The sequence below is a fragment of the Streptomyces sp. PA03-3a genome (assembly GCF_033792735.1).
Classification (GTDB): domain Bacteria; phylum Actinomycetota; class Actinomycetes; order Streptomycetales; family Streptomycetaceae; genus Actinacidiphila.
The window spans coordinates 201,802-223,084 of sequence record NZ_JARAVM010000007.1 but is presented as its reverse complement, the minus strand read 5'-3'; the positions used below and the strand labels follow the sequence as shown (position 1 = coordinate 223,084).

The window sequence follows — 21,283 nt, the reverse complement described above, 5'->3', positions numbered from 1 at the left end:
CCTCGAGCTTCTCCCGGTCGGTTTCCGTACGTCGGCCACACATCCTGCGCGGAAAGCCTGCCAGGGCTTCACGCCGCCCGGGCAAATAGCCGGAAGTACGGGAAACAGCGGGACCGATCCCGTTAAGCTCAGCCGAATGTGAAGCCCCGCTGTCGCGGAACCCTGTCGACCCTACCCCGAGTCACTGTTTTCACAACCGTCACTCAATTCCGTGACGATCATCACCGTTCAATCGTCACGTATTCAGCCCATGACCAGCGCATATGCTTCACGCAAATCGCGTCCCGTGTACGCATGGCTCGCCAGCCCGCTCACGTGGTGGTCCCCGTTGACCGCGACCGACACCGGCACCGCGGCGAAGAGCGCGGTGTCCGAGAGGGAGTCCCCGTACGCCACGCACTCCCGGCGGCTCACCCCGTACCGGGCGCACAGCTCGTCCGCGGCCGTCACCTTCGTCTCCGGCAGCAGGATGCCCGCCACGTCCAGTCCCACCGCCGCGCCGAAGGGGAACTCCGGGAAGACCGACGCCCGCACCTCGTGCGCCCCCCACTCCAGCAGCCGGCGCACGAAGAAGTCCGGGGAGAGCGACACCACCGCGCAGTGCTCCCCGCGGGCGGCGATGTCCGCCCACACCTCCCGTATCCCGGCCAGCCACGGGGCGCCCTCGAACGCCGTCGCCACCTGCGCCGGGGTGAGCGCCCGCCACAGCTCGTACGCCCGCTCCGCGTAGCCCGGCGGGTCCAGCAGGCCGCTGCCGAGCGCGTGCTCCAGCTCGCGGAACTCCGCCACCAGCCCCAGCTCCCGGGCGAGTTCCATGCTCGCTGAGGAGCCGTGCATCAGCGTCCCGTCCATGTCGAAGATGTGCAGCCGTCCCATGCGGTCCCTCCCTCGTCCCCCGCCGCCCGGCCGGTCCCCGGCGGCGTCCCTCCGAACAGCCGGGCGGCGTCCTCCGCCACCCCGCGGACCGCCGGTCTGCGGTCCGCCGTCCGCCAGGCCAGCGCGACCGTGCAGCGCACGTCCCCGGCCAGCGGCACGATCACCACGTTCGACCGCGCGTAGTGCTCGTCGGTCGACGTGCTCGCCAGCGCGCACCCCCGGCCCGCCGCCACGAGTTCGAGCGTCTCCTCCAGCGACCCCGACGGCACCGTCCCGGCGACGTGGGCGACGCCCACGGCCGACGGGTGGCGAAAGCCCGCGTAGGCCGCGTCCCCGGTCCGCGGCACCACCCAGGTCCTGCCGCCCAGTTCGGCGGGCGCGACCTCGCTCCGGCGGGCCAGCGGGTCCGTCGCGGGCAGCGCCACACAGCGCCGGTCGCTGGAGACGGTCACCATCCCCAGGCCCGGGGCGTCCAGCGGGGGCCACACGATGGCCAGGTCGCAGTGCCCGTCCAGCAGCCCGCAGGAGGGGTCGTCGAAGTCGTAGCGGCGCAGCCGCACGTCGCCGGTGACACGGGCCTGCACCAGGTCCAGCAGTTCCCGGGTGCGGCCGGCCGCGGCCTCGCCCAGGAAGCCCACGGTGAACGGCCGGGACGCCCCGTCCAGCAGCCCCTCGAGCTCGTCCGCGGCGTCCACCGCGGCCACCGCGTGGGCCAGGATCCGGCGCCCCAGGTCGGTCAGTTCGGCCCTTTCGCGGTTGCGCACCAGAAGCGGCCGCCCCGCCGCGGCCTCCAGCCGGCGCACCGACTCGCTCACCGTCGGCTGCCGTACGTCGAGTTGCCGCGCGGCCGCCGAGAACGAGCCCGTACGCGCCACCGCCACGAACGCCCGCAGGCCGGGCAGGGTCAGCGTCACCCCGGGAGGATAACCAGGCACCGGCCGATGGCCATAGGGGAAAACTATGGCCGCCCTCCGCCGCCGCCACGGCACGCTGCCCGTATGACATCCCCGACGGCCCCCGTGCGCCGCCTCACCCCCGCCGACCTCCCCGCCTGCAGCGCGCTGGCCGTCAGCCGCGACTGGGGCGCCGAGGAGCACAAGTGGCGCTTCCTGCTCACCCACGGCACCGGCTACGGCGTCGACGCCCCCGACGGCGACGGCCTGGCCGCCACCACGGTCCTCACCCGCTACGCGGGCGGCCTGGCGGCCGTCAGCATGGTCCTCGTGGCGGCCCGGTACGAAGGGCGGGGCCTGGGACGGCGCATCATGAGCCACGTCCTGGCCGAGGCGGACGACGACACCGTCACCCTGCACGCCACCGAACGCGGCCGCCCGCTCTACGAGAAGCTCGGCTTCCGGGCGACGGGCACCGTCGTCACGCACCGCGGCCGCTTCACCCCGCCGGCGCCGGCCGGGAACACCCGGAGCACCGGTCCCAGCGCCGGGGAGCCGCGGCCCTTCACCGAGGCCGACCTGCCGGCCCTGCTCGCCCTGGACGCCGAGGTGTTCGGCGCCGACCGCTCGCCCCTCCTGCGCGACCTGCCCCGGTTCGCCGAGCGCGTCGTGGTCGCCGAGGAGGACGGTGTCCTGACCGGCTACGCGTCCGCCTGGCTGAACGCCGACACCCTGGTCGTGGGTCCCGTCGTCGCCGGGGACGCCGCCGGGGCCCGGCGGCTGATCACCGCGATCGCCCGGGACGCCGGCACCGCGGTCCGTCTCGACCTGCGCACCGGCATCCCCGACGGCCTCGACGGCTGGGCCGCGGAACACGGCGTTGCCCCCGTCTTCCCCAACACCCTGATGATGCTGGGGGACCGCGACCTGCCCGGCGACGAACACCGCCGCCACGCACCGCTGATGGTGGCCCTGGGCTGAGCCCGGCGGGCCCGCGCGGGCCCGCCGTCCGGCCCTTGGGCCGCGCGTCACCCCGCGAGGCGGGCCTCGATGCCGTCGAGCCGGAAGTCGAGGCCGATCCGGAAGGTGGGGTCGGCGTCCAGGTGGGCGGCATCGCGCACCACCGTGGCGAGCGCGGGGCCGGCCGGTGGCGAAGGTCCGCTCCGGATACGGCCCGAGCGAGGCCTGCCAGCGCTTCTCGTCCGTCCCGGTGGCCCGCTCGGCACGCCGCTCGGCGACCTCCCGGCGCACGAAACGCTGACGGCGCCGGACGCCGCCAGGAAGATGCTCTCGTTCTTCCGGCCCGGCTGACTCGACCCCGGCACGACCGGGCGCGGCAGCGGCCGTTGGAACACCCCGCGGGGGTCGCGGATCAGGTCTGGGCCATGTCCACGAAGCGCGAGTAGTGGCCCTGGAAGGCGACGGTGATGGTGGCCGTCGGGCCGTTGCGGTGCTTGGCGACGATCAGGTCGGCCTCTCCCGCGCGCGGGGACTCCTTCTCGTAGGCGTCCTCGCGGTGCAGCAGGATCACCATGTCCGCGTCCTGCTCGATGGAGCCCGACTCACGCAGGTCGCTGACCATCGGCTTCTTGTCCGTACGCTGCTCGGGACCACGGTTCAGCTGCGACAGCGCGATGACCGGCACCTCGAGCTCCTTCGCCAGGAGCTTGAGGTTACGGGACATGTCGGAGACCTCCTGCTGACGGCTCTCGGGGCGGCGCGAGCCGCCCGCCTGCATCAGCTGGAGGTAGTCGATGACGACCAGGCGCAGGTCGTTGCGCTGCTTGAGCCGGCGGCACTTGGCGCGGATCTCCATCATCGACAGGTTCGGCGAGTCGTCGATGTAGAGGGGGGCCGCCGAGACGTCGGGCATGCGGCGGGCCAGCCGCGTCCAGTCGTCGTCGGTCATGTTGCCGGAGCGCATGTGGTGCAGGGCGACCCGGGCCTCGGCGGACAGCAGGCGCATCGCGATCTCGTTGCGGCCCATTTCGAGGGAGAAGAAGACGCTGGGCATGCCGTTGGTGACCGAGCAGGCACGGGCGAAGTCCAGCGCGAGCGTGGACTTGCCCATCGCGGGCCGGGCGGCGATGACGATCATCTGACCCGGGTGCAGGCCGTTGGTGAGGGAGTCCAGGTCGGCGAAGCCGGTCGGCACACCGGACATCTGGCCGCTGCGCGAGCCGATGGCCTCGATCTCGTCGAGGGCTCCCTCCATGATCTCGGAGAGCGGGAGGTAGTCCTCGCTGGTGCGCTGCTCGGTGACGGCGTAGATCTCGGCCTGCGCGGAGTTGACGATCTCGTCGACGTCGCCGTCCGCCGCGTATCCCATCTGCGTGATGCGCGTACCCGCCTCGACGAGCCGGCGCAGGACCGCGCGCTCGTGCACGATCTCCGCGTAGTACTCGGCGTTGGCGGCCGTCGGCACCGCGTTGACGAGGCTGTGCAGATAGGGGGCGCCGCCGACCCGGGCGAGCTCGCCGCGCTTGGTCAGCTCGGCCGCCACGGTGATGGGGTCGGCGGGCTCACCGCGGGCGTAGAGGTCGAGGATCGCGGCGTAGACGGTCTCGTGGGCGGGCCGGTAGAAGTCGGCGCCCTTGAGCACCTCGACGACGTCGGCGATGGCGTCCTTGGACAGCAGCATGCCGCCGAGCACCGACATCTCGGCGTCCAGGTCCTGCGGCGGTACGCGCTCGAAGCCGGACGCCCCGCGGTCGTCGTCGCGGTCCCGGTCGCGGTCCCGCTCGTCCTTCCGGCGGAAGCGGGAGACGGGCAGACGGTCGCCGGGACCGTCCGGCGGGAACGGCGGCTCGCTCCCCCAGTGGTCGTCCGCGGGTTCGGGCTGGCTCACCCCCTGCCACCTCCTCCCCTCCGGCGCGGACCGCTGCGTCGTGTCCCTTTTCCTACGCCACGGCTCTGACATTCAGCCGCCGGACACACCTGTGGCACGTCGGGCGACGCCCCACGGTAGGGGTCCGCGGGGCTCACAGCCAAGACGGTTATCCACAGGGGCTGGGGATGACCTGTTGAAGAACCGCCCCTACCTGTGGAGAAGCCCGCTCCAGCTGTGTACAGGGCGGGGGACAGCGCGGTGGACAAGCACACAATCACCCAATGATCACGCCGCTGACCTGCGCTTTCTTCATCCACCCACTGTGGACAAGAAAAACTTGCCCGCTCGGCCCAAGATCACGACAAACGGCACGGAGGAGATCACCCTGCGCAGCGGAAAGTAAGAGGCAGTATCATCTTGCATCCCTTACATGTGGATGATTACCCTGACCGGGTGCCCCAGGTCGCCGAACTCTCACCCCAGCAGACCGTACGCCGCCACGACCGCGAGATCATCGGTCTCGCGCTGCCCGCTTTCGGCGCACTCGTCGCCGAACCGCTCTTCCTCCTGGCCGACAGCGCGATCGTGGGCCATCTCGGCACGTCGCAGCTCGCCGGCCTCGGCGTCGCGGGTGCCCTGCTCACCACCCTCGTCGGCGTATTCGTCTTCCTCGCGTACGCCACCACGGCCGCCGTCGCCCGCCGGGTCGGCGCGGGCGACCTGCCCGCGGCGATCCGCCAGGGCATGGACGGCATCTGGCTCGCCCTCCTCCTCAGCGTCGCCGCGGTCGCGGTCGCGATCCCCGCGGCGCCCGCCCTGACCGACCTCTTCGGCGCCTCGGGCACCGCCGCGCCCCACGCCGTCACCTACCTGCGGATCAGCGCCCTCGGCATCCCCGCGATGCTCGTCGTCCTGGCGGCCACCGGTGTGCTGCGCGGGCTGCAGGACACCCGTACCCCGCTCTACGTCGCCGTCGGCGGCTTCGCCGTGAACGCCGTGCTCAACGTGGCGCTGGTGTACGGCGCCGGCCTCGGCATCGCCGGTTCGGCCTGGGGCACCGTGATCGCCCAGAACGCGATGGCGGCCGTCTACGTCGGCGTCGTGGTCCGCGGGGCGCGGCGGCACGGCGCCTCCCTCCGGCCCGACCTCGCCGGCATCCGCGCGTGCGCCCAGGCCGGGACACCCCTGCTGATCCGCACGCTGAGCCTGCGGGCCGTCCTGATGCTCGCCACCGCCGTCGCGGCCGGGCTCGGGGACGCCTCGATCGCCGCCCACCAGATCACCACCACCCTCTGGTCGCTGGCCGCCTTCGCCCTCGACGCCATCGCCATCGCCGGCCAGGCCATCATCGGCCGCTACCTCGGCGCCGACGACACGGCCGGGGCCCGGGCCGCCTGCCGCCGCATGGTGCAGTGGGGCATCGCCTCGGGCATCGTCATCGGTCTCGTCCTGGCCGTCTCCCGGCCGCTGATCGCCCCGCTGTTCACCTCGGACCCGGCCGTGCGCTCCGAGCTGATGACCGTCCTGCTGGTGGCGGCGCTCTCCCAGCCGGTCTGCGGTGTGGTCTTCGTCCTGGACGGGATCCTCATCGGCGCGGGCGACGGCACCTATCTGGCCTGGTCGATGGTCGTCACCCTGGCCGTCTTCGCCCCGGTCGCCCTGGCCGTACCGGCCCTGGGCGGCGGACTCACCGCCCTGTGGTGGGCGATGGGGCTGATGATGCTCACCCGGCTGGCCGCCCTCCACTGGCGCGCCCGCTCGGGGAAGTGGGCCGTCACCGGCGCCGTTCGCGCCTGAACCGCGGCCCCTCCCCGGACGGCAAGACGCCGGGCCCGGAACCTCGCGGTTCCGGGCCCGGCGTTCACGCGGTGCGTGCGGGTCAGGCGGCGACGACCTCGACGTCGAGAGCGGCCTCGACCTCGGGGTGCAGACGCACCGACACCTTGTGGGAGCCCAGCGTCTTGATCGGGGAACCGATCTCGATCCGGCGCTTGTCCACGTCCGGACCGCCCGCGGCCTTGACGGCGGCGGCGATGTCGGCCGGGGTCACCGAACCGAACAGCCGGCCGGCGTCGCCCGCGCGGGTCGACAGCTTGACCTTGACGCCCTCGAGCTGCGCCTTGAACGCGTTGGCCTGCTCGACGGTCGCGATCTCACGGATCCGGCGCGCGCGGCGGATCTGCTCGACGTCCTTCTCGCCACCCTTGGTCCACGCGATCGCGAAACCGCGCGGGATCAGGTAGTTGCGGGCGTAACCGCTCTTGACCTCGACGACTTCGCCGGCGGCACCGAGGCCGCTGACCTCGTTGGTGAGGATGATCTTCGCCATTGCTCGGTCACCCTTCCTTAGCGAGCGGTCGAGGTGTAGGGCAGCAGCGCCATCTCACGGCTGTTCTTCACGGCCGTGGCGACGTCACGCTGGTGCTGGGTGCAGTTGCCGGTGACCCGGCGGGCACGGATCTTGCCGCGGTCGGAGATGAACTTCCGCAGCAGGTTCGTGTCCTTGTAGTCGACGTACGTGATCTTGTCCTTGCAGAACACGCAAACCTTCTTCTTAGGCTTGCGAGCAGGCGGCTTCGCCATTGTCTCTCTCCAGTGTGATCAAGAAGTTTGGTGCGCTGCCGCCCTTAGAAGGGCGGCTCGTCCGAGAAACCGCCGCCGCCACCGGAGCCACCGCCCCAGTTGCCGCCGCCGCCCTGGCCGCCACCGGCAGGAGCGCCGGTCGCCCACGGGTCGCCGTCGGGCGCGCCGCCCTGGCCGCCACCGGAGCCACCGCCCCAGTTGCCGCCCTGGCCGCCACCGCCGCCGTAGCCGCCCTGGCCGCCGCGCGAGGCGCCGCCGCCACCGCTGGCGCGGGTGACCTTGGCGGTCGCGCTGCGCAGGCTGGCGCCGACCTCGTCGACGTCCAGCTCGTAGACCGTCCGCTTGACGCCCTCGCGGTCGTCGTACGAGCGCTGCTTCAGACGGCCCTGCACGATGACGCGCATGCCCTTCTGGAGCGACTCGGCCACGTTCTCCGCCGCCTGCCGCCAGACCGAGCACGTGAGGAAGAGGCTCTCGCCGTCCTTCCACTCGTTGGTCTGCCGGTCGAAGGTGCGGGGAGTGGACGCGACACGGAACTTCGCGACCGCCGCACCCGAGGGGGTGAAGCGCAGCTCGGGGTCGTCGACGAGATTGCCGACGACCGTGATGACGGTCTCGCCTGCCATGGTGAGTGACCTCTCGGCTTTGCTTGGCTTCTCGGTTTCCCGACTGCCTGAGCCGTCAGGCTCAGTGGGTCTCGGGACGAAGGACCTTGGTCCGGAGGACCGACTCGTTCAGGTTCATCTGACGGTCGAGCTCCTTGACGACCTCAGGAGTGGCGTTGAGGTCGATGACCGAGTAGATGCCCTCGGGCTTCTTCTTGATCTCGTACGAAAGACGACGACGGCCCCAGGTGTCGACCTTCTCGACCTTGCCGCCCGCGTTGCGGACGACGCCGAGGAAGTTCTCGATCAGCGGGGAGACAGCACGCTCCTCGAGATCGGGGTCGAGGATCACCATCACCTCGTAGTGACGCATGTGGAACCCACCTCCTTTGGACTCAACGGCCACGGCGTTTCCGTGGCAGGAGGGTTTGCATCGCGTCGCAACGGTATCGCGGCCCACCGACAAGGCCCGCGGCGTTCCGGGGATCGATCCCCGGAGGCCCTGCGGGACCGTCGTGTGGGCCTGCACAGACACCGGTGCAGACGGTACACACTACCCGCCTCGTGGCTTCCGGTTGAAATCCGCCCTCGGAAGCCCGCAATCTGTACACATCGGGTGTGTCCGGCGCTACGATGCGCCACCTCTCCATCACGGAGGTGCCTCATGGCACAGGCAGTGCGACCCACGACCGGCAGCCGTCTCTACCAGCGAGTCCTCAGCACCCTCAACTCCGACGGCAGGCCCCACCCGGTCGAGAACACCCTGGCCGTCGTGACCCTCGTACTCGGCCTGGCCGCCGCCATCGCGGCGTTCTGGGACCACCTCCACCTGCTCAGCTCCTGGGCGGGGCTGGTGGGCATCCTCGTGGGCGCCTTCGGCCAGTACCGCTCCGCCACCACGGCAGAGCGCTTCTTCTTCATCATCGGCATGGGACTGGCCGCGATCGGCTTCTACCTCGGCATGGCCCACGGCGGCCTCTTCGGCGGCGTGGTGTCGTAGGCCGTGTCCGGCCCGGGGCCCGCCGTCGCCCGGCCGTCCACCCGGCACCCGCCGGGCGAAGCCGCGGACCGAGTTGTCCACAGCCCTCGTGGGGGCGTTCACCGTTCGCAGTAGGCTTCGGCGAAGTAATGCAGTCAGCAATGCCGTAGCCGCAGCGATGGGGAGCGCCCCGCATGAGCTTGACCCTGAGGACCATCAGTCGGGAACAGCACCTGGCGTACATCCAGAGCCTGCCCTCGGCAAGCCACTGCCAGGTTCCCGCCTGGGCGGACGTCAAGACCGAGTGGCGCTCGGAGAACCTCGGCTGGTTCGACGACAGGACCGGCGAGCTGGTCGGCGCCGGCCTGGTGCTCTACCGGCAGCTGCCCAAGGTGAAGCGCTACCTCGCCTACCTCCCCGAGGGCCCGGTGATCAACTGGTACGCCCCCAACCTGGAGGAGTGGCTGCGCCCGATGCTGGCGCATCTGAAGCAGCAGGGCGCCTTCTCCGTGAAGATGGGCCCGCCGGTCGTCATCCGCCGCTGGGACGCGGCCGCCATCAAGTCCGGCATCGCCGACCCGGACGTCAAGCGCCTGCGCGACGTCGAGGCGACGGTCATCGAGCCCCGCGCCTTCGAGGTGGCCGACCGGCTGCGCCGCATGGGCTGGCAGCAGGGCGAGGACGGCGGCGCCGGCTTCGGTGACGTGCAGCCCCGCTACGTCTTCCAGGTCCCGCTGGAGAACCGCAGCCTGGACGACGTCCAGAAGGGCTTCAACCAGCTGTGGCGGCGCAACATCAAGAAGGCCGAGAAGGCCGGCGTCGAGGTCGTCCAGGGCGGCTACGACGACCTTCCCGTGTGGCAGCAGCTCTACGAGGTCACCGCCGAGCGCGACCGCTTCCGCCCGCGGCCCCTCTCCTACTTCCAGCGCATGTGGCAAGTCCTCAACACGGAGGACCCCAACCGCATGCGGCTGTACTTCGCCCAGCACGAGGGCGAGACCGTCGCCGCCGCGACCATGCTCGTCGTCGGCCGGCACGTCTGGTACTCGTACGGCGCCTCGGCCAACCACAAGCGCGAGGTCCGGCCGAGCAACGCCATGCAGTGGCGGATGCTGCGGGACGCCTACGCCCTCGGCGCGAGCGTGTACGACCTGCGCGGCATCAGCGACTCGCTCGACGAGAGCGACCACCTCTTCGGTCTCATCCAGTTCAAGGTGGGCACCGGCGGGCAGGCTGCCGAATACCTGGGCGAGTGGGACTTCCCCCTCAACAAGCTGCTGCACAAGGCCCTCGACATCTACATGTCCCGTCGCTGACCCACGTGCACGTGCCCGACTGACCGCAGACACCGCAGAAAGGTCCCCGTTCCGGCCATGGCGCTCACCCTGTACGTCGACACCGCGCGCTGGCGTGCGCACCAGCAGTCCGTGGCGGAGCAGTTCCCCGGGCTGGTACCCGTCTGCAAGGGCAACGGGTACGGCTTCGGCCACGAGCGCCTGGCCGAGGAGGCGATCCGGCTCGGCTCGGACATCCTCGCCGTGGGCACCACGTACGAGGCCGCCCGGATCAAGGACTGGTTCGGCGGGGACCTGCTGGTGCTGACCCCGTACCGGCTCGGCGAGGAGCCGGTGCCGCTGCCGGACCGCGCCATCCGCTCCGTGTCCTCCGTGGAGGGCGTGCGCGGCCTGGTCGGCGCCCGGGTCGTCATCGAGGTCATGAGCAGCATGAAGCGCCACGGCGTCGGCGAGGACGACCTGGTCAAGCTGCACTCGGCCATAGACGACGTCCGCCTGGAGGGCTTCGCCATCCACCTGCCGCTGGACCGGACCGACGGCTCCGACGCGGTGGAGGAGGTCCACCGCTGGATGGAGCGGCTGCGCGCGGCCCGGCTCCCGCTGCACACCATGTTCGTCAGCCACCTGAAGGCAGGCGAGCTGACCCAGCTGCGCAACCAGTTCCCGCAGACCCGCTTCCGCGCCCGGATCGGCACCCGGCTGTGGCTCGGCGACCACGAGGCCACCGAGTACCGGGGCGCCGTCCTGGACGTCACCCGCATCGCCAAGGGCGAGCGCTTCGGCTACCGCCAGAACAAGGCGTCCGAGGACGGCCACCTGGTCGTCGTGGCGGGCGGCACGTCTCACGGGGTGGGCCTGGAGGCCCCCAAGGCCATGCACGGCGTCATGCCGCGCGCCAAGGGCGTCGCCAGGGCCGGCCTGGCCACCATCAACCGCAACCTGTCGCCCTTCGTGTGGGCCGGCAAGCAGCGCTGGTTCGCCGAGCCCCCGCACATGCAGGTGTCGATCCTCTTCCTACCGGGCGACGTGGCGCCCCCGGCGGTCGGCGACGAGCTCGTGGCGCACCTGCGGCACACGACGACGCAGTACGACCGCGTCGTCGACCGCTGAGCCCCTCCCGGGGTCAGTGGGGCGAGGCCGGCGGCGCCGGGTCCACGCCCCACTGCACCGGGCGCGCCTCGCCGTAGCCGTAGCCGTCCTCAGGTCCGCCCTGCAGCGGCGCGGCGTGCCGCGGCTGGTGCGAGGGCCGCCCGAGCACGAACGCGTCCTGAGCCCCGTCCAGCACGCCCCCGGAGGGGTCGTCCGAGCCGTCCCGGCGGACCGGGTCGCGCTCGGGGAGGACGATGTCGCGGACGACGACCGCGCACAGGTACAGCGTCCCGATCAGGTGCGCCGCGATGGCCAGGTGGTAGCCGTCCTGCGGCAGGCCCTTGCTGTTGCCGCCCGTCGTGTACGCCAGGTACGACCAGATCCCGAGGAAGTACATGACCTCGGCGGCCTGCCAGATCAGGAAGTCCCGCCAGCGCGGCCGGGCGAGCGCCGCGAGGGGGACCAGCCAGAGCACGTACTGCGGTGAGTAGACCTTGTTCGTCAGGATGAAGGCGGCCACGACGAGGAAGGCCAGCTGCGCGAAGCGCGGGCGTCGAGGGGCGTACAGGACCAGTCCGGCCATGCCCGCACAGAACAGCAGCATCAGCGCGATGGCGTAGGTGTTCGCGGCGTCCATGCTGCTGTGGGTCTGCTGGGAGATGATCAGCCAGATGGAGCCGTAGTCGACGCCCCGTTCCTGGCTGAAGGTGTAGAACTTCGCCCAGCCATCCCAGGCGAGCACCATCACCGGAAGGTTCACCACGACCCAGGCCGCGGCGGCACCGCCCACGGCCGCGCCCCAGGCCTTCAGCTTCCCGGCCCTGAGGCACAGCAGGAACAGCGGCCCCAGCAGCAGCAGCGGGTAGAGCTTGGCGGCCGTCGCCAGCCCGATCAGGATGCCCGCGGCCAGCGGCCGGTTGCGCGACCAGAGCATCATCCCGGCCGCCGCGAGGGCGACCGCGAACAGGTCCCAGTTGATCGTCGCGGTCAGCGCGAACGCGGGTGCCAGCGCGACCAGCAGCGCGTCCCACGGGCGGCGCCGGTTGGTCCGGGCCGTGCAGACCGCGATGACGGCCGTGCAGACCAGCAGCATCCCGGCGTTGACCAGCCAGTACACCTGCTCCCGGTGCTGGATCGTGCCGCCGTGCGGGGTCAGCCAGGAGGCGACCTCCATGAAGAGCCCGGTCAGGACCGGGTACTCCAGGTAGCCCATGCCGCCGGAGACCGTGTCCGGGATGCGGTCGAAGTACGGGACCAGGTCGTCGGCGAAGCCCCGGCCGTAGTACAGGTGCGGGATGTCGGAGTAGCAGGCGTGGCTGTACTGGGCGTTCGCCCCGAAGAACCAGCCGCTGTCGTAGCACGGCACCTTCTGCACCATGCCCAGCGCGAACATCCCGATCGCGACCAGCACGACGACGCGCAGGGGGTTCCACCAGCCCCGCCGCCCCACGGCCGCGAAGCGGCCGAGCGGGCCGCCGATGACCTCGCTCCCGGCCACCGCGACCGGATCCTCGCGGGTCGGGGGCACGACCGCCTCGGCCTCCGAGGCCTCGTGGTGGGGGTCTTCGCGCACGATCGTCATGGGCCACATCCTGCCCTACATCTTTGTGCGCGGAGCGTCGGATCCCCACGACGCCTCCCAGCCGCCCGGGAACGGCCGCGGCCGCGGAGGGCACGATGCCCTCCGCGGCCGCGGACCGACTGCTCTGCTCAAGGCGGGGCGGTCAACCGCCCGGGCCTCCGAGGAGCCCGCCGTTGTTGCCACCGCCTCCGTTGCCCTTGCCGGTGGTACTGGACGACGGGGTCGACGAGGGCGTCCCACCCGTGCCACCGTCCGTGGTGCCGCCGTCGGTGGTACCGCCGGCGTCCTGGCAGTCCCACTGCCAGGGCTTGCAGTTCCCCGACTCGGTCGGGGTCGGCGGTGCCTGCGGCCGCGAAACGGTCGGGGTCGGCGTCGAGGACGGCGTCTCGCTCGGGGTGGCCGAGACCGAGGGGGTCGGGCTGGCGGCGCCACCACCGTAGACGACCTTGCCGAGCGGTTCCGGCGTCGGGAACGACTGGACCGGCTTGCCCTTCATCGCGTCCACCATGTAGTCGTGCCAGATCTCGGCCGGGAACGACGCACCGTGGATCTTGTCCTTGCCGTACGTCCCGTACATCTCCAGGAACTTGCGGTCCTTGGCCTTCGCGTCGTCGTTGAAGCGGAACATCACGATGGACGTGGTGAGCTGAGGCGTGTAACCAACAAACCACGCCGACTTGTTGCCGTCGGTGGTACCCGTCTTGCCGGCCACCTCGCGGCCCGGAAGCTGGGCCGAGGTGCCAGTACCGCTCTGGACGACGGTACGCAGCACGTCGGTCACGTTGTCCGCGACGGCCCGGGGGAATGCCTGTTTGGGCGCGGACTTGTGCTCGTAGACGTTCACACCCTCGTGCACGGCCTTCCTGACCGAGTACGGGTCGTTCTGCTTCCCGCGGTTGGCGAAAGTGGAGTAGGCGTCGGCCATGCGAATGGCACTCGGAGTCGAGGTACCGATGGAGAAGGTCGGGCTGTTGGTGGTCGCCAGGCTGCCCTCCAGGAGACCTGCCTTGAGCGCCGCCTCCTTCACCTTGTCCGTGCCGACGTCCATGCCCAGCTGCACGTACGGCGAGTTCGCCGAGACGCGCATGGCCTCACGCAGCGTGATGTTGCCGTACGACTCGTTGTCGTCGTTCGTCTGGAGCCACTGGCCTTCCTTGCCCTCCCAGACACGGCCGTCGTAGTACCTGATCTTCAGCTTGTTCTTGCCGTTGTAGATGCTCTTCGGCGAGACGATCGTCCGGTCCTGCAGGTCGTCGCCGTCGGTCCAGTCAGCGTTCCGCTTGCCGTAGGTCATACCTGCGGCGAGGACGAACGGCTTGAACGTCGATCCGACACCCGCGCCGGTCTCGTCGGCGTTGTTCGTGAAGTGCTGCGTCGCGTTCACACCACCATAGATAGCGACGATCTTCCCGTCCTTCGGGTCCACCGAGGCTCCGCCGAACTGAACGTGCTTGTCGACACCGCCCGCGCGCTTGAGGTTCTCGTTCTTCTTGCGGACCTTCTTCACCGCGTCCTCCAGCTGCTCCACCTTCTTCTTGTTGAAGGTGGTGTAGATGCGGTAACCGCCCAGCTGAAGCTTTTCCTGCGTGATCTTTCCGTCGCTGTTGTTGATGACGGTCTTGTTGGCGAGGCCGACCAGGTAACCGATCTGGCCGCCGAGCTGCGCGTCGTTCTGCGGCTTCAGCGGCTTGGGGAACCCCTTGGCGATCCACTTGTCGTGTTCCGCCTTGGTCATCCGGCCGTCCTGCAGCTCCTGGTCGAGAATCCAGGCCCAGCGGTCCGTAGCGCGCTTGGTATTGGCCTCGGCGGTCGCGGAGCTGTCGATGTCGGTGTTGCCGTAGGGGTCGTAGTAGGTGGCGCCCTTGAGCAGCGAGGCGAGGAACACACACTGGCTCGGGTTGAGCTCCACGGCGTCGACGCCGTAGTAGGAGCGGGCAGCGGCCTGCAGACCGTAGGAACGGCGACCGAAGTAGGAAGAGTTGAGGTAGCCCGCCATGATCTCCTTCTTGTCGACCGTGGCACCCACCTTCACCGAGATGAACAGCTCCTTGAACTTACGGCTCACCGTCTGCGACTGGTCGCCGAGACGGGCGTTCTTCACGTACTGCTGGGTGATGGTGGAACCACCCTGCGTCTCGCCGCCCTTGGCCATGTTGACCAGGGCACGAGCGATACCCATGGGGTCGACTCCGGAATCGGTCTCGAAAGTCTTGTTCTCCGCGGACATGACGGCGAACCGCATCTCCTTGGGGATCTCCGAATAGCCCAGATTCTGCCGGTTGACCTCACCGCCGGTCGCCACCATCTCCTGGTCGTTGTCCCAGAAGTAGACGTTGTTCTGCGCCTTGGCGATGTCACTCTCCTTGGGGATGCCCACCATCGCGTACCCGACGCCGGCGACGGCGACCAGGCTTCCGAAGAAGAACAGGCACAGTCCGGAGACGAGCTTCCAGGACGGCATCCAGCGACGCCATCCGTCCTTCCCCCAACGGGGGTAGTCCACGATGCGCTTCTTCGGGGGCTGGCCCCCGCCACGCCCGCCCTGCGCGTCCGTGGCGGACCGACGGCGGCCGCCCTTCTGCGAGGACTGGGCGGCACGGCGTGCCGCGGCACGCCCCTGGTACGGCGGCTCGGCCCCCCGGGCCCGGCCGCCGGTGCTCGCGCGGCCCCCCGTCCCCGCCCCCGCATCCTGGCGGGGGGGTTGTCCCATTCCCTGGCGCGGGCCGTGGCCCTGCCCCGAACCGGTTCCATGCGGCTGCGGCCTCGGCGGCCCAGCGGCCCGCCGACCGCCTGGCGGCGGGGGCTGCTGCTGCGCGCCGCGCCGGGCGGCTGCCCGGCCGTCGCCGGGCGACTGCGGCGGCTTGCGACGGTGCTCGCTCATGAACAGCTACTCCTAGGACAGGCGGAATCGCCTGAAAGCGGCAGTTGATTTCCGGTCCCCCCGGCGTGCGATACCCGCACTGCACCAGGGACAAGGACGCTCACTGAGGTCACACGGTTCCCGGTGCTCTGCATGGCGAACAGAGTACGCATGGCCAAAAGAGGTTCTAGCCAGATGTTCATCACATTCCGGGCGGTTGACGGTGAACAGATTTCGTGATGTGACGCCGGTCACCGTGAGCCGTCTTGCCGTACCCCGGAACTCGTTCTATCGTCTCGATGTATCGAGTCGATACATCACGGCGAGATAAGAGGCGACGACGGCACGGACGGGAGGGAGACGAGGGCATGAGCAAACGCTCCGGCATCCTCGAGTTCGCCGTCCTGGGCCTGCTGCGCGAATCCCCGATGCACGGTTACGAGCTGCGCAAGCGGCTCAACACCTCGCTCGGTGTGTTCCGCGCGTTCAGCTACGGCAGCCTCTACCCCTGCCTCAAGACACTGGTCACCCAGGGCTATCTGGTCGAGGAGACCGGCCCTGAACCCGATCCGCTCGCCGCGCCGCTGGCCGGCCGACGGGCCAAGATCGTGTACCGGTTGACGGCGGCCGGCAAGGAGCACTTCGAAGAGCTCCTCGCCCACTCCGGGCCTGACGCGTGGGAGGACGAGCACTTCGCGGCTCGTTTCGCCTTCTTCGGCCAGACGTCCAGGGACGTACGGATGCGTGTCCTCGAGGGGCGGCGCAGCCGCCTCGAGGAGCGCCTGGAGAAGATGCGCGCGTCCCTCGCGCGTACCCGTGAGCGGCTCGACGACTACACGCTCGAGCTGCAGCGGCACGGCATGGAGTCGGTGGAGCGTGAGGTCCGCTGGCTGAACGAGCTGATCGAGACCGAGCGGGCGGGGCGCGGCAAGCAGCCCCCGGCCGCTCCGTCCGCCGATGCCGAGCAGGACAACCAACAGGAAAACGGCGGACCCGGCACGCGCCGGGGACCCGCGTGACGATCAAACAGGGAGCAACCGGAATGGGTTCGGTTCGCGTAGCCATCGTTGGCGTGGGCAACTGCGCCGCTTCGCTGGTGCAGGGTGTCGAGTACTACAAGGACGCCGACCCGGCCAGCCGCGTGCCTGGCCTCATGCACGTGCAGTTCGGCGACTACCACGTGCGTGACGTCGAGTTCGTCGCTGCCTTCGACGTCGACGCGAAGAAGGTCGGTCTCGACCTCGCGGACGCCATCGGTGCCAGCGAGAACAACACCATCAAGATCTGCGACGTGCCGCAGAAGGGCGTGACCGTCCAGCGCGGCCACACCCTGGACGGTCTCGGCAAGTACTACCGCGAGACCATCGAGGAGTCCGCCGAGGAGCCGGTCGACGTCGTGCAGGTCCTCAAGGACCGCCAGGTCGACGTGCTCGTCTGCTACCTGCCCGTGGGTTCCGAGGACGCGGCGAAGTTCTACGCGCAGTGCGCCATCGACGCCAAGGTCGCCTTCGTCAACGCCCTCCCGGTCTTCATCGCCGGCACCAAGGAGTGGGCGGACAAGTTCACCGAGGCCGGTGTGCCGATCGTCGGTGACGACATCAAGTCGCAGGTCGGCGCCACCATCACGCACCGCGTGCTCACCAAGCTCTTCGAGGACCGCGGTGTCATCGTCGAGCGCACCATGCAGCTGAACGTCGGCGGCAACATGGACTTCAAGAACATGCTCGAGCGTGATCGCCTGGAGTCCAAGAAGATCTCCAAGACGCAGGCCGTCACCTCCCAGATCCCCGACCGCGACCTGGGTGAGAAGAACGTCCACATCGGCCCCTCGGACTACGTGGCCTGGCTGGACGACCGCAAGTGGGCGTACGTCCGCCTCGAGGGCCGTGCCTTCGGCGACGTCCCGCTGAACCTGGAGTACAAGCTCGAGGTCTGGGACTCCCCGAACTCCGCGGGTGTCATCATCGACGCGCTGCGCGCGGCGAAGATCGCCAAGGACCGCGGCATCGGCGGCCCGATCCTGTCGGCGTCCTCCTACTTCATGAAGTCCCCGCCGGTGCAGTACTTCGACGACGAGGCCCGCGAGAACGTGGAGAAGTTCATCCGCGGCGAGGTCGAGCGCTGAACAGCGGCTTAACCCCCGTCACCACTCGTCGTACGACGCGACCGCGCAGGCCCCCGGGTATGACACCCGGGGGCCTGCGCGTCATGTGAGGCTGTGCGCATGCCCGTTGTCCGTGATCTCCGTGTGCTGCTGCGCTTCCGGGACTTCCGCCGTCTGCTGGCGGTGCGGTTGCTGTCCCAGCTCTCCGACGGGGTCTTCCAGGTGGCGCTGGCGGCCTACGTGGTCTTCTCCCCGGAGAAGCAGGCCTCACCGGCCGCCATCGCCTCCGCTATGGCGGTCCTGCTGCTGCCGTACTCGCTTCTGGGGCCGTTCACGGGCGTCCTGCTGGACCGCTGGCGGCGCCGGCAGGTCCTTCTCCACTGCAACCTGCTGCGGGCGGCGCTCTCCCTCGGCACGGCTGTGCTGATGCTGCTGCGCGTTCCGGACTGGCTCTTCTACCTGTCCGCCCTCTCGGTCACCGGCATCAACCGCTTCGTGCTCGCCGGCCTTTCGGCCGCCCTGCCCCGCGTCGTCGACGGGGAACGTCTGGTCATGGCGAACGCGCTCTCCCCGACGGCGGGCACGCTCGCGGCCACGGCGGGCGGCGGGGCGGCCTTCCTGATGCACCTGGTGGTGCCCGAAGGCGTCCGTTCCGACGTCATGGTCGTGGTGCTGGGCGCCGTCCTCTATCTCTGTGCCGGGCTGACCGCGCTCACCCTGGGGCGGGACCTGCTGGGGCCGGATCCGTCCCGCGTCCAGCCGCGGGTGGGCGAGGCGCTGCTCAGCACCTTCCGCGGCCTGGTGCACGGCCTGAGGCACCTGCGCCGGCGACCTCGCGCGGCACGCGCCCTGGCCGCGATGACGGCAATGCGCTTCTGCTACGGCGGGCTGACGGTGACGGTGCTGATGCTGTGCCGCTACGCATGGTCGGGGTCCGACGGTACGGATCACGGCACGACGGACGGCCTCGCGCTCCTCGGCCTGGCGGTCGCCGTCTCGGGTGCCGGCTTCTTCACGGCGGCCGTCGTCACCCCCTGGGCAACGGGCCGCTTCGGCACCTTCGGATGGATCACCGTCTGCGCGGGTTCGGCGGCCGTCCTGCTTCCCGCGCTGGGCCTGCCCTTCGAGCCGGCCCCGGTACTGGCGGCGGCCTTCGTGCTGGGGCTGGCCACCCAGGGGGCGAAGATCGCCACGGACACCGTGGTCCAGTCCTCGATCGACGACGCCTACCGGGGGCGGATCTTCTCCATCTACGACGTGCTGTTCAATGTCGCCTTCGTCGGCGCCGCGGCCATCTGCGCTCTGGTCCTCCCACCGGACGGCCGCTCCGCGGGCCTCCTCCTCGGACTCTCGGCGATCTACGCCGCGGTGGCGTTCGGCACCGCCAGAACCCCGCGACGTTTCACGTGAAACATGAAGATCAATCCGACTCCGCCTGTTTCACACGAAACAACCGCCCCGGCGGATGGCCTGTCCGACCCCTCGAGTAGCGTTCGCGCGTTCACAGGAACTGACAGGTTCATCCCAGGGAGGGGAACAACCATGGCGACTCCGCCACCCCACGACACGAACTACCCGACCCCGCAGGGCCAGCCCGGCGCCTTCCCGCCGCCGCAGGGCCAGCCCGGCGCCTTCCCGCCGCCGCAGGGCCAGCCCGGCGCCTTCCCGCCGCCGCAGGGCCAGCCCGGCGCCTTCCCGCCGCCTGCCGCCCCGCCGCGGCGCGGCAGGAACATCGGCAAGCGCATCATCGGCGTGATCATCACCATCGTGGTCATCATCGGCGTGCGGTTCGCCTTCTCCCAGTTCGACCAGACCGACGCCGAGACGTCGAAGGTCGGCGGCTGCCTCCACAACAAGGGCACGGACAAGAGCCCGGACCTGGTGGACGTCGACTGCTCCTCCGGCGACGCCCAGTTCAAGATCGTCAAGAAGTTCGGCGACTCGACCGACCAGAAGCAGTGTGAGTCCGTCACCGAGTCGGACGTCTACTACACCCAGTCCGGGACCGACTTCAACAACGTCGTGCTCTGCCTGCAGAGCATCACCAAGTAATGGGGTCGCCGTTATGGCCGAGGGGGTCATGTTTCACGTGAAACATGACCCCCTCGATGCGTCCGGTGCCCGGACGGAGTGCGCTCAGACCTGCGCGGCCCACCACTCCTTCAGCGCTGCCACGGCGGCCTCCTCGCCCAGCGGGCCGTTCTCCAGACGCAGCTCCAGCAGGTGGTTGTACGCCTTGCCGACCTCGGGCCCCGGGGAAATACCCAGGATCTCCATGATCCGGTTGCCGTCCAGGTCCGGCCGGATCGCGTCCAGCTCCTCCTGCTCCTTCAGCTGCGCGATCCGCTCCTCGAGCCCGTCATAGGTTCGCGCCAGGGCCGCGGCCTTGCGCTTGTTGCGGGTCGTGCAGTCGGAGCGGGTCAGCTTGTGCAACTGGTCGAGCAGCGGTCCGGCGTCCCGGACGTAGCGCCGGACGGCGGAGTCGGTCCACTCCCCGGTCCCGTAGCCGTGGAAGCGCAGATGCAGCTCCACCAGCCGGGCGACGTCCTTGATGATGTCGTTGGGGTACTTGAGCTTGGTCAGCCGCCCCTTGGTCATCTTGGCGCCGACCACCTCGTGGTGGTGGAAGGAGACTCGCCCGTCGGACTCGAACCGCCGGGTGCGCGGCTTGCCGATGTCGTGCAGCAGGGCGGCAAGGCGAAGGACGAGGTCCGGCCCCTCGGTCTCCAGCGCCATCGCCTGGTCCAGGACGGTCAGCGTGTGGTCGTAGACATCCTTGTGGCGATGGTGCTCGTCCCGCTCCAGGCGCAGCGCCGGCAGCTCCGGGAGGACCCGTGCGGCCAGGCCGGTCTGCACCAGCAACTGCAGGCCCTTGCGGGGGTGGTCGGAGAGGATCAGCTTGTTGAGCTCGTCCCGGACGCGCTCGGCGGAGACGATCTCGATGCGGTCGGCCATCTCCGTCATGGCCGTGACGACCTCGGGTGCCACCTCGAAGTCCAGCTGGGCGGCGAAGCGCGCGGCACGCATCATCCGCAGCGGATCGTCGGAGAAGGACTCCTCCGGGGTGCCCGGAGTACGCAGAAGCCGCTGTGCGAGGTCGCCGAGCCCGCTGTAGGGGTCGACGAACTCCGCCTCCGGCAGCGAGACCGCCATCGCGTTGACGGTGAAGTCCCGGCGGACCAGGTCCTCCTCGATCGTCTCCCCGTAGGAGACCTCCGGCTTGCGCGAGGACCGGTCGTAGGCCTCGGACCGGTACGTGGTCACCTCGATCTGGTAGCCGCCCTTGCGGCACCCGACCGTGCCGAAGGCGATGCCCACCTCCCAGACGGCCTCCGCCCACCCGCGGATGATCTTCAGTACCTGGTCGGGCCGGGCGTCGGTGGTGAAGTCGAGGTCGTTGCCGAGCCTGCCGAGCAGGGTGTCGCGGACCGAGCCGCCGACGAGGGCAAGCCGGAATCCGGCGTCCTGGAAGCGGCGACCGAGGTCCTCGGCCACCGGCGCGATCACGGGCGCGGACTTCAGGGTCTGGGGGGCGTTGTTGGCATTCGGCACAACAGAAAAGGGTACGTGCCCATGCGCCCCGCGGC

19 protein-coding genes are annotated in these 21,283 nt (G+C 70.1%); 9 read left to right on the top strand and 10 right to left on the bottom strand.

The window, feature by feature from the left end; translation table 11 throughout:
* Positions 1-243 precede the first annotated feature (243 nt).
* Both PV342_RS11350 and PV342_RS11345 read right to left on the bottom strand, forming a co-directional pair.
* Positions 244-876: an HAD family hydrolase gene (locus tag PV342_RS11350; protein WP_400799668.1), complete on the bottom strand. Its 633-nt coding sequence runs from the start codon at positions 874-876 to the stop codon at positions 244-246.
* Positions 837-1,790, bottom strand: a complete 954-nt coding sequence (locus tag PV342_RS11345) for a LysR family transcriptional regulator (protein ID WP_392607382.1) — start codon at positions 1,788-1,790, stop codon at positions 837-839. Before PV342_RS11345 ends, PV342_RS11350 begins: the two co-directional genes overlap by 40 nt.
* 84 nt (positions 1,791-1,874) lie before the next feature.
* Here PV342_RS11345 and PV342_RS11340 point away from each other — a divergent pair, with 84 nt between their 5' ends.
* Positions 1,875-2,750, top strand: a complete 876-nt coding sequence (locus tag PV342_RS11340; protein WP_500316830.1) for a GNAT family N-acetyltransferase — start codon at positions 1,875-1,877, stop codon at positions 2,748-2,750.
* Between the two features lie 391 nt (positions 2,751-3,141).
* Here the strand turns inward: PV342_RS11340 and dnaB are convergent, their stop codons facing one another.
* Positions 3,142-4,617 carry a replicative DNA helicase gene (gene dnaB, locus PV342_RS11335; RefSeq protein ID WP_018558172.1) on the bottom strand — a complete coding sequence of 492 codons (1,476 nt, stop codon included), beginning with the start codon at positions 4,615-4,617 and terminating at the stop codon, positions 3,142-3,144.
* 435 nt (positions 4,618-5,052) lie between these two features.
* Between dnaB and PV342_RS11330 the strand changes: the two genes are divergently transcribed.
* Positions 5,053-6,396, top strand: a complete 1,344-nt coding sequence (locus PV342_RS11330; protein WP_400799673.1) for an MATE family efflux transporter — start codon at positions 5,053-5,055, stop codon at positions 6,394-6,396.
* An 82-nt stretch (positions 6,397-6,478) separates the two neighbouring features.
* On the opposite strand, the gene rplI is transcribed toward PV342_RS11330, so the two are convergent.
* The 4 genes from rplI to rpsF form a co-directional block, all read right to left on the bottom strand.
* Complete coding sequence (gene rplI / locus PV342_RS11325) at positions 6,479-6,928, bottom strand: 50S ribosomal protein L9 (RefSeq protein WP_018558170.1); 450 nt, start codon at positions 6,926-6,928, stop codon at positions 6,479-6,481.
* A 17-nt stretch (positions 6,929-6,945) separates the two neighbouring features.
* A complete protein-coding gene (gene rpsR / locus PV342_RS11320; RefSeq protein ID WP_026250812.1) occupies positions 6,946-7,182 on the bottom strand; it encodes a 30S ribosomal protein S18 in 237 nt (78 codons plus the stop codon).
* 44 nt (positions 7,183-7,226) lie between these two features.
* On the bottom strand, positions 7,227-7,808 hold the full coding sequence (locus tag PV342_RS11315; RefSeq protein ID WP_018558168.1) for a single-stranded DNA-binding protein: 582 nt from the start codon (positions 7,806-7,808) through the stop codon (positions 7,227-7,229).
* Positions 7,809-7,869: 61 nt separating this feature from the next.
* Positions 7,870-8,160 (bottom strand): 30S ribosomal protein S6, encoded by a 291-nt coding sequence (gene rpsF / locus PV342_RS11310; RefSeq protein ID WP_018558167.1) that lies wholly within the window; start codon positions 8,158-8,160, stop codon positions 7,870-7,872.
* A gap of 291 nt (positions 8,161-8,451) precedes the next feature.
* On the opposite strand from rpsF, the gene PV342_RS11305 reads away from it, so the two are divergent.
* The 3 genes from PV342_RS11305 to PV342_RS11295 all read left to right on the top strand — a co-directional run bounded on the left by PV342_RS11305 (position 8,452) and on the right by PV342_RS11295 (position 11,171).
* Positions 8,452-8,787, top strand: a complete 336-nt coding sequence (locus tag PV342_RS11305; RefSeq protein WP_018558166.1) for a hypothetical protein — start codon at positions 8,452-8,454, stop codon at positions 8,785-8,787.
* A gap of 173 nt (positions 8,788-8,960) precedes the next feature.
* On the top strand, positions 8,961-10,082 hold the full coding sequence (locus PV342_RS11300; protein ID WP_089225421.1) for a lipid II:glycine glycyltransferase FemX: 1,122 nt from the start codon (positions 8,961-8,963) through the stop codon (positions 10,080-10,082).
* Between the two features lie 57 nt (positions 10,083-10,139).
* Entirely contained in the window at positions 10,140-11,171 is a 1,032-nt protein-coding gene (locus PV342_RS11295; protein WP_089225422.1) for an alanine racemase, read from the top strand.
* Positions 11,172-11,184: 13 nt separating this feature from the next.
* Here PV342_RS11295 and PV342_RS11290 read toward each other — a convergent pair whose 3' ends face one another.
* Both PV342_RS11290 and PV342_RS11285 read right to left on the bottom strand, forming a co-directional pair.
* On the bottom strand, positions 11,185-12,732 hold the full coding sequence (locus PV342_RS11290) for a glycosyltransferase family 87 protein (protein ID WP_500316825.1): 1,548 nt from the start codon (positions 12,730-12,732) through the stop codon (positions 11,185-11,187).
* Between the two features lie 142 nt (positions 12,733-12,874).
* Positions 12,875-15,613, bottom strand: coding sequence for a transglycosylase domain-containing protein (locus tag PV342_RS11285; RefSeq protein WP_500316823.1), 2,739 nt, complete (start codon positions 15,611-15,613; stop codon positions 12,875-12,877).
* 347 nt (positions 15,614-15,960) lie between these two features.
* On the opposite strand from PV342_RS11285, the gene PV342_RS11280 reads away from it, so the two are divergent.
* The 4 genes from PV342_RS11280 to PV342_RS11265 all read left to right on the top strand — a co-directional run bounded on the left by PV342_RS11280 (position 15,961) and on the right by PV342_RS11265 (position 19,748).
* The gene (locus PV342_RS11280; RefSeq protein ID WP_018558161.1) at positions 15,961-16,611 is read left to right on the top strand and encodes a PadR family transcriptional regulator; all 651 of its coding nucleotides are present in this window, start codon (positions 15,961-15,963) and stop codon (positions 16,609-16,611) included.
* 23 nt (positions 16,612-16,634) lie between these two features.
* The gene (locus PV342_RS11275; RefSeq protein ID WP_361000397.1) at positions 16,635-17,717 is read left to right on the top strand and encodes an inositol-3-phosphate synthase; all 1,083 of its coding nucleotides are present in this window, start codon (positions 16,635-16,637) and stop codon (positions 17,715-17,717) included.
* Between the two features lie 99 nt (positions 17,718-17,816).
* Positions 17,817-19,106, top strand: a complete 1,290-nt coding sequence (locus PV342_RS11270; RefSeq protein WP_400799690.1) for an MFS transporter — start codon at positions 17,817-17,819, stop codon at positions 19,104-19,106.
* Between the two features lie 132 nt (positions 19,107-19,238).
* Complete coding sequence (locus PV342_RS11265; RefSeq protein ID WP_500316821.1) at positions 19,239-19,748, top strand: LppU/SCO3897 family protein; 510 nt, start codon at positions 19,239-19,241, stop codon at positions 19,746-19,748.
* A gap of 84 nt (positions 19,749-19,832) precedes the next feature.
* Here PV342_RS11265 and PV342_RS11260 read toward each other — a convergent pair whose 3' ends face one another.
* A complete protein-coding gene (locus PV342_RS11260) occupies positions 19,833-21,248 on the bottom strand; it encodes a CCA tRNA nucleotidyltransferase (protein ID WP_329186722.1) in 1,416 nt (471 codons plus the stop codon).
* Positions 21,249-21,283 lie beyond the last annotated feature (35 nt).

Excerpts from the sequence above, each read along its gene's own strand:
- PV342_RS11290 (WP_500316825.1), bottom strand. The coding sequence starts at position 12,732 with ATGACGATCGTGCGCGAAGACCCCCACCACGAGGCCTCGGAGGCCGAG.
- PV342_RS11280 (WP_018558161.1), top strand. The coding sequence starts at position 15,961 with ATGAGCAAACGCTCCGGCATCCTCGAGTTCGCCGTCCTGGGCCTGCTG.
- PV342_RS11285 (WP_500316823.1), bottom strand. The coding sequence starts at position 15,613 with ATGAGCGAGCACCGTCGCAAGCCGCCGCAGTCGCCCGGCGACGGCCGG.
- rpsF (WP_018558167.1), bottom strand. The coding sequence starts at position 8,160 with ATGCGTCACTACGAGGTGATGGTGATCCTCGACCCCGATCTCGAGGAG.
- PV342_RS11315 (WP_018558168.1), bottom strand. The coding sequence starts at position 7,808 with ATGGCAGGCGAGACCGTCATCACGGTCGTCGGCAATCTCGTCGACGAC.
- PV342_RS11265 (WP_500316821.1), top strand. The coding sequence starts at position 19,239 with ATGGCGACTCCGCCACCCCACGACACGAACTACCCGACCCCGCAGGGC.
- PV342_RS11340 (WP_500316830.1), top strand. The coding sequence starts at position 1,875 with ATGACATCCCCGACGGCCCCCGTGCGCCGCCTCACCCCCGCCGACCTC.
- rplI (WP_018558170.1), bottom strand. The coding sequence starts at position 6,928 with ATGGCGAAGATCATCCTCACCAACGAGGTCAGCGGCCTCGGTGCCGCC.
- PV342_RS11275 (WP_361000397.1), top strand. The coding sequence starts at position 16,635 with ATGGGTTCGGTTCGCGTAGCCATCGTTGGCGTGGGCAACTGCGCCGCT.
- PV342_RS11350 (WP_400799668.1), bottom strand. The coding sequence starts at position 876 with ATGGGACGGCTGCACATCTTCGACATGGACGGGACGCTGATGCACGGC.
- PV342_RS11295 (WP_089225422.1), top strand. The coding sequence starts at position 10,140 with ATGGCGCTCACCCTGTACGTCGACACCGCGCGCTGGCGTGCGCACCAG.
- PV342_RS11305 (WP_018558166.1), top strand. The coding sequence starts at position 8,452 with ATGGCACAGGCAGTGCGACCCACGACCGGCAGCCGTCTCTACCAGCGA.
- PV342_RS11270 (WP_400799690.1), top strand. The coding sequence starts at position 17,817 with ATGCCCGTTGTCCGTGATCTCCGTGTGCTGCTGCGCTTCCGGGACTTC.
- rpsR (WP_026250812.1), bottom strand. The coding sequence starts at position 7,182 with ATGGCGAAGCCGCCTGCTCGCAAGCCTAAGAAGAAGGTTTGCGTGTTC.
- PV342_RS11300 (WP_089225421.1), top strand. The coding sequence starts at position 8,961 with ATGAGCTTGACCCTGAGGACCATCAGTCGGGAACAGCACCTGGCGTAC.